Origin of the sequence: [Clostridium] citroniae WAL-17108, assembly GCF_000233455.1 — a bacterium.
Classification (GTDB): domain Bacteria; phylum Bacillota; class Clostridia; order Lachnospirales; family Lachnospiraceae; genus Enterocloster; species Enterocloster citroniae.
Map to the genome: position 1 here is coordinate 463,975 of NZ_JH376422.1, position 6,348 is coordinate 470,322.

8 protein-coding genes are annotated in these 6,348 nt (G+C 34.8%); 1 reads left to right on the forward strand and 7 read right to left on the reverse strand.

The features are described from left to right. Positions 1-8 precede the first annotated feature (8 nt). Both HMPREF9469_RS15265 and HMPREF9469_RS15270 read right to left on the reverse strand, forming a co-directional pair. Entirely contained in the window at positions 9-1,718 is a 1,710-nt protein-coding gene (locus HMPREF9469_RS15265; protein ID WP_007863443.1) for a phosphoadenosine phosphosulfate reductase domain-containing protein, read from the reverse strand. An 88-nt stretch (positions 1,719-1,806) separates the two neighbouring features. Continuing rightward, positions 1,807-2,007: a helix-turn-helix domain-containing protein gene (locus HMPREF9469_RS15270; protein WP_007863445.1), complete on the reverse strand. Its 201-nt coding sequence runs from the start codon at positions 2,005-2,007 to the stop codon at positions 1,807-1,809. 292 nt (positions 2,008-2,299) lie between these two features. On the opposite strand from HMPREF9469_RS15270, the gene HMPREF9469_RS15275 reads away from it, so the two are divergent. After that, entirely contained in the window at positions 2,300-2,491 is a 192-nt protein-coding gene (locus HMPREF9469_RS15275; RefSeq protein WP_040416399.1) for a hypothetical protein, read from the forward strand. Positions 2,492-2,932: 441 nt separating this feature from the next. Here HMPREF9469_RS15275 and HMPREF9469_RS15280 read toward each other — a convergent pair whose 3' ends face one another. The 5 genes from HMPREF9469_RS15280 to HMPREF9469_RS32475 form a co-directional block, all read right to left on the reverse strand. Beyond that, positions 2,933-4,504 carry a restriction endonuclease gene (locus HMPREF9469_RS15280; RefSeq protein ID WP_157140300.1) on the reverse strand — a complete coding sequence of 524 codons (1,572 nt, stop codon included), beginning with the start codon at positions 4,502-4,504 and terminating at the stop codon, positions 2,933-2,935. Between the two features lie 42 nt (positions 4,505-4,546). Next, on the reverse strand, positions 4,547-4,672 hold the full coding sequence (locus tag HMPREF9469_RS33360) for a hypothetical protein (RefSeq protein WP_265583698.1): 126 nt from the start codon (positions 4,670-4,672) through the stop codon (positions 4,547-4,549). A gap of 382 nt (positions 4,673-5,054) precedes the next feature. Continuing rightward, positions 5,055-5,201: a hypothetical protein gene (locus HMPREF9469_RS32470; RefSeq protein WP_002593045.1), complete on the reverse strand. Its 147-nt coding sequence runs from the start codon at positions 5,199-5,201 to the stop codon at positions 5,055-5,057. Between the two features lie 4 nt (positions 5,202-5,205). Continuing rightward, a complete protein-coding gene (locus HMPREF9469_RS15285) occupies positions 5,206-5,658 on the reverse strand; it encodes a hypothetical protein (RefSeq protein WP_002595063.1) in 453 nt (150 codons plus the stop codon). Beyond that, a complete protein-coding gene (locus HMPREF9469_RS32475) occupies positions 5,658-5,834 on the reverse strand; it encodes a hypothetical protein (RefSeq protein ID WP_002593043.1) in 177 nt (58 codons plus the stop codon). Before HMPREF9469_RS32475 ends, HMPREF9469_RS15285 begins: the two co-directional genes overlap by 1 nt. Between the last annotated feature and the right edge of the window lie 514 nt (positions 5,835-6,348).

A 6,348-nucleotide genomic window follows, 5' to 3' on the forward strand; every position in this document is an offset into this window, starting at 1 on the left:
CTCTCCTATCAGCGCTTAATGCACATTACCTTTCTCATATAACAACCACCATCAAAATGGCTGATACAATGTCCACAGCGCACACATTTTTTGTCAGATATTTTGTAAGAAACCAGTCCGTTTCTATTTGTTTCAATCTCTATTGCACCAAAACGGCAAGCGCTTTCACATCCAAGACACCCCATGCACATCTGATACTTTGTAATCTGACACTTTACTTTATCACTTACAGCCTTAATACTGTTGCAGTGCCCTGCATTTTTGTCCAAAATACTCACCTTTAAAGTATTAGTTCCAATTTTCCCCTGTAATCGTAAAAGAAGCCCTCCATCAAGTCCCACAACATACACTTCTCCCAGTCGTGGATTTCCCAGTGTCGTATTAATACATCCAAATGGTTTGAATAATTCATACAGTTCTTCTGAAATTGGACGCTGCAATTCGAAATTTAATGTATTCTCCTGCAAAGCACAAGGTTCAAATGTAAGTACAGATGTTTGAGCGTATTCCAAACCATTTCCTCCCTGCCTTGCTTTCCATTTTCCTTCCCTTACATACACTTCTGGATCCGGCTTCCCTATTTTCTTTGCAAAATCCACCAGAAGTGAATGCCACTTTTCTGACTGTTCCGGCATATACACTTCTGCCAAGAATTCTGACCACCGACTATTATTTGGACAACACCAACATCCTACCCTGGCATATCCAAGGCGATATGCAGTGTTAAAGTCTATTCCTGTAGAAAGAATATATAACCATACATCAAAATCCATCCAGTCAATAATTGGAGACACGGTTCTCTGTATTGCAATCTTCGGGCTATCTGATTCCCGATCATATTTATTACGAGAAGATGACTCACTTCTTCTGATACCGTAAAATGTGATGATTCTTTTCTTGTTCTTAAACAGTGTCTGAATTTTTCTCTGAATTGCCCCAGTTTTGAAAATCGTACAACACCATCGCATCTGTCTTGATGGAGCCCCCAACTGACTGCATAATTCCTCAAAATTTTTATCTTTATTTTTTGAAGTAACCAGCGGAGTCTTCGGATGTTCCTTCCGGAAGCGCTTCACATATTCCGTTGACTGTGGAAACTCCAATGTAGTATCTCCATATATATGTAGGATTTGCTGTGTTCCGAGTGTTCGGAGCACCAGGTCTGATACTACCGTACTATCTTTTCCACCACTAAAAGACACAAACATTTCCGTTTGATCGCAGTTTTGGGTTACCGAACGGATATATTCCATTGCCTCCTGTGCAATGTAGTCATATCTCTTCCTGTTTGCTGTCAAAAACTTTCCCATATAGTAGTTAAATTGATTATATGAATTTTTCGGTGATAATTCATCGATCTGATGCCTGATCTCTGATGCATCCATTTCAAATGTCTGACTTACAGAAAACTTAACTCGTTTCCCATTAGCATAATAAATATTTCCTGTTGCATTCCAAACCGATTCATCTTGAAACTTAAACGGTTCTCCTAACATAATCTCCAAAAGAAGCCTTTCTTCTGGAAATACTGGTCTTATATCAGAACATAGACGATGTGCTTGTTTTCCACACAATGGACATGCTTCACTGTAAAGCGGTATATTGCAATCGTCACACCAAAACACAGATGACTCAACAACCTCTGCACGTTCTCCACAATTCGGACACACAGAGGATTCAGAATTTATGCTACATTTTTTGCAAATATATTTTATCATTCACTCTTTCCTCATTACCTGTCTTTATAATCTTTATAACCCAAATTCCGATATATAAATTATAGAACAGTTACCGTTAAACTGATTTTCACCTTTTAAATTCCATAATTTCTCCAATATCGCATTCTAGGAGAATGCATATCTTTTCTAAACTTCCTAGCGAAACCGGTTCATTTTTACTAAGACGTCCCAGTACATTTCCAGTCAATCCTGCCTTGGTCATCATCTCAGTTCGATTCATATTTTTATCAATAAGCATTTTCCATAGTTTATTATAACTGATTGCCATAGTGTCTTACCTCGTAATATTGATTAGACTATTTTATAAGTTTATCATGCTATACCTGTTGTGGCAAGTAATACTCACGGAAAGGTGACTAATTTAAATAGATGAATTGCAACCTTTGATAAATTACAACTTGAAATTCTCGTGTTGCCAGCAGCTTTCCATTAGCGGAACATTACTTTCGGGTAATTAGTTGATGGTAAATTACATAAACTAAGAAAAGCAAAAAAGAAAGCACCGCTTTGTGGTATGATTGGATTTGCGAAAAACAATCACAACAAAGGAAGGTGCTTCAGTGTATAGCATTACACAACATTTTATCGAAAATGACATCAAGGAAATAGAAAATCTTATAGCCGCCGCGCTAAAAGGTAAAAAAGAGTTCCATAACCTGTCACAAGATGTCCATGACCGGATCCTGGGGCTTGGAGGCAGGCTATTTCATAAAAAGGCCAACTATTTTCTCTCGGTCAGCGCTTGGTTTTAATCCATATCTCCTTTTATCTGTCTCACATCTATGGAAGAGCCACTATATGCTGTGGTTTAAGTCTCTATTTTTTGTTCAAACTATAATTCCGCATCATTATTATACACTCGACATGTGTTGAGTTGTTAAAAATGATATTTACAGGGCAGAATGGGTCCTAGGTGGAACCTCAAGCTTCTTAATTACTTTATCCACTAATCATCGTCTCATTTTCTTCTGGCCTTGACTCTGCAATTTTAATTGTCAAGACTGCCAGCGTATAATCAGCAAGCGCCTTCTCTCCATTCCAAAACATTTTCTGATTCTTATCGATAAAATATAATATAAGGAAATAACAGCAGTATTTCTTTTATTCCCACCTAAAAAAATGATTTTTAAGTACAAATCAAACGCCCAACCATCGAGGAATGAATTATATATATCCCATTACATAACATATATTTATAAAATTATTTCAACAAGATCACTATAACGCTCTACTAAATAAAAATTTTTTCTCAATAACGAGAATATCTCTCTTTGAGTCCACCAGTCAACCTCATACTTCTCCCCAAGCTTACAAAGAACATCAATTAACGGTACTGTTATATTAGAAGTTACTGCTAGAAAGAATCCGTTTGCACCATAATGTTCAATCATATCTCTGATATCAGTTACATGTGCTTTATTTACTGAATTCTTATATGCTTTGCATTGTCCAATAACAAGATAATTACTATTATATTCTTGCTCCCCTAAAATTCGTTTATATATAAGAATATCCCTTCCGCCATCTGAGTTATTCGATTTTCCCAAAAGGCGTACTTTATTAACCTTTATATCAGTCTCAATCAAGTCTGCAATTAAATCTTCAAACCGTGACGGATTAACTGGATATTTCCATGCAAAATTTTTATCAAAAAATAAAATATCATTTTCTCTTTTTTGACGTTCAAAAATTTTTTGCTTTTCTTCTTCTATCCAGTAGTGGTAGTACCCGCCTTCAATAAGCCATATAGTATTTAGCTCAAGTACATATAGCATATTCTCTTGACAAATTATTGTATAATTTTTGAGAGCATTTTGTCTAATTATTTTATTTACACATTTCCATCTATTTTCTGGTATAAAATTATAAGATTTTCCAGTTTTTTCGTACTGAATAATTATTTTACCATCTATACCATCAATAATCTCCCACTTGTGATTATTAATTAAGTTAATACAATTATATTGCTTTTCAGATAGAACAAGCAATGAGATACCTTCTTCTAAACATGTATAATATTGATGATCATCTCTAATTATGTAATTATCAGCTTCTACTTCATCATAGAAAGAAATATATTTGGGGTTAACCTCATCTGTACTAAGCCGAAAACTGTATGATCCGAAAATCGAATAATGTATATTCATTGCCATTATAAAACTCATGAAAATATCATCTATTTTTTCAGATAGTTTTTCTATCGAGCAATTTTTAATTTTATCTTCAAATAGTATCGTTGCTGCATTCACTTCATCATTTCCTATAACATCAATATAAACAATCTCTGCAAAACAATTGAATACTCCTTTTAATAAAATATTCATTGAGTTTGCAAATAAAACATATAAATCTGATTTTTCGCCGCTTGCATACATTCTACTTACATTCCAAGACTGCAAAATTGTTATTTCTGTATTATTCTCAATATCGTAATCTATAGATAATATATATGGACAATAATCACCCCCAGCACTATTTATAAAAACATTACATCTTCTATCAAAATCACTTACTTCGATTAATAGCCCCATTGCATCAGCCATCTTTTGAAATGATTTTTTAATAGTATTACTTACTCTAGATTCGACATTACATTTTTCTACTATCTTCTCACCAATCATTTCACACCATGGCTCAAACTCCAAATCACTTATCTCATTGTAATCTATCCATATATTATCATATTTTTCACTCACCACACAGCTCCAGACATGTCCTTCAAACACTTCTAATTCTCCATCAAAGGGCATATCTTCAATTTTCATTTCATCGAATTCGACCAATAATTCAAATTGGCCTAATTTTTTTTAAATTATTTCTTTTCCCTCTTTTTCATTCTCACAATAAGTAAATGGGAACTCATTTTTATTAGTCAAACCATTTTTCGTTATTAAATACTTGTTATCCATTCTTATTATAGCTACAAGTTTCAAAAATTACTCCTCCTTAGTGCAGTTGATATACCGTTTGTGAACAAACCCGCTAAATATAATTATGGATTCTCAATATCTTTGCAGATACCTCTTTAGTGGCATTCCTTTTAAACTGTATGAGTATTACCTATCCAAACAAAGAATGAACTCTATAGTTATACAAACATTTAACGGAATAAGCTAGTTCTCCATATAAACACACAGCTTTTCTAAGGTTTGATCTTTTACAAATTTATTCTTACTACTTTATCTCAGAGTTAAAAATAAATCGCCCCAGTGTGCGCGCCCAACATTTTTGGCAAAAATTCTCAACATTTTTGGCAAAATATTTTGGGAAAACGGGAGCCTGAAATAGTTCTCTTCAAGCTCCCGTTTTTGTCACTTATTTTGAGAATTCTGCTTTAAGAATTTCCTTCTCGCTATCCGTCAATTTCGCATAGGAGTTAATTATCTCTTCCGCACTTCCCTCTCCATTTTGAAGTCTTACTTTTATTGAATTAACGAATATTACTTTCTTCCATGCTTCCATAAAGTCAACCTCCCATTATTTGAGCAAGTGCTACTGACATGGCATCAATCAACTGCACGTTATTATCTACCTTACGTTCTAAATCACTTTTTTTCAACAGCCTTATTGTAATCAGATTATCAATTAGAGCTGGCTCTGCCGTCACCTCTTCTGAAACGGTATGGCCTTCTTCATCCACAATAGCTGACCAGCCCCCTATAGCTTCTTTAACAATATAATCATTCTGAATGTTATATGTATCTAACTTAGAATAATTCATGTACTGATTTTCGAGGATTCCCTGGTCTGACATCAAAGTAAGTGTAGAAAGCTCACTCTCTGTCTTGAAAAGTTTCAACAGGTCAATTTCCTGGGCCTGAGACTGTAATATTTGAACTTCTAGGGATGGAACATTTTGGTTCCTTATTACATTAAAAACTGGAACGGATATTCCTGTCATAGTGACCAATCTTGACATCACATTTCCTCCTCTTCTTCTGAATCATCTATACCGTTGTTATTGCAATCAGATGGTCCCCCTTTACCACTTTGATGTTTTCCCGGAAATGGTACATTTGCCGGCGCATCATACAGATATGGAGTTGGCTGCTTTTCTGCAAAATCCGGTCCTATTTCTTTCTTCTGTTTTGACATAATCTTGTCCTCCTTGTTTTTGAATAAATATTTAGACTTTGTGGTTATATAAATGATAAAAATCAGTGCATAGTATCACGCAATACGGATTTAACAATGAGTGCAGTCACACTGATTGAAGATATCATAGATTCTGAAATAACGGGTGAAATATACTATCGTGTAAAATCAGGCATATGCTACATAAGGTGCCGGATTATTACGCCATCTGCTTCTGCAAGGGAAAACGTGCTTATTTGTAGTGGGATGCCTAAATCTGCCATAGGACAAAGCCGCTACTGCTCGAACGGTATAGGAACTGCTGCTATAGGTGTGGTTTACATTGATAATAATTCGACCGAACTGAAGATTAATTTGTCAGGCCAGGCGGGGAATGGATATGTTTCCTTTTCATATCCCATTAATCAATAAATGATTATTTTGATGTTATCATGAAAGTTCCAATCATAGTGATTTGACTATTTGCTGCTAATGTTTGATTAGTGTTAACATTCCCGTTCACGGCTATGTAAAC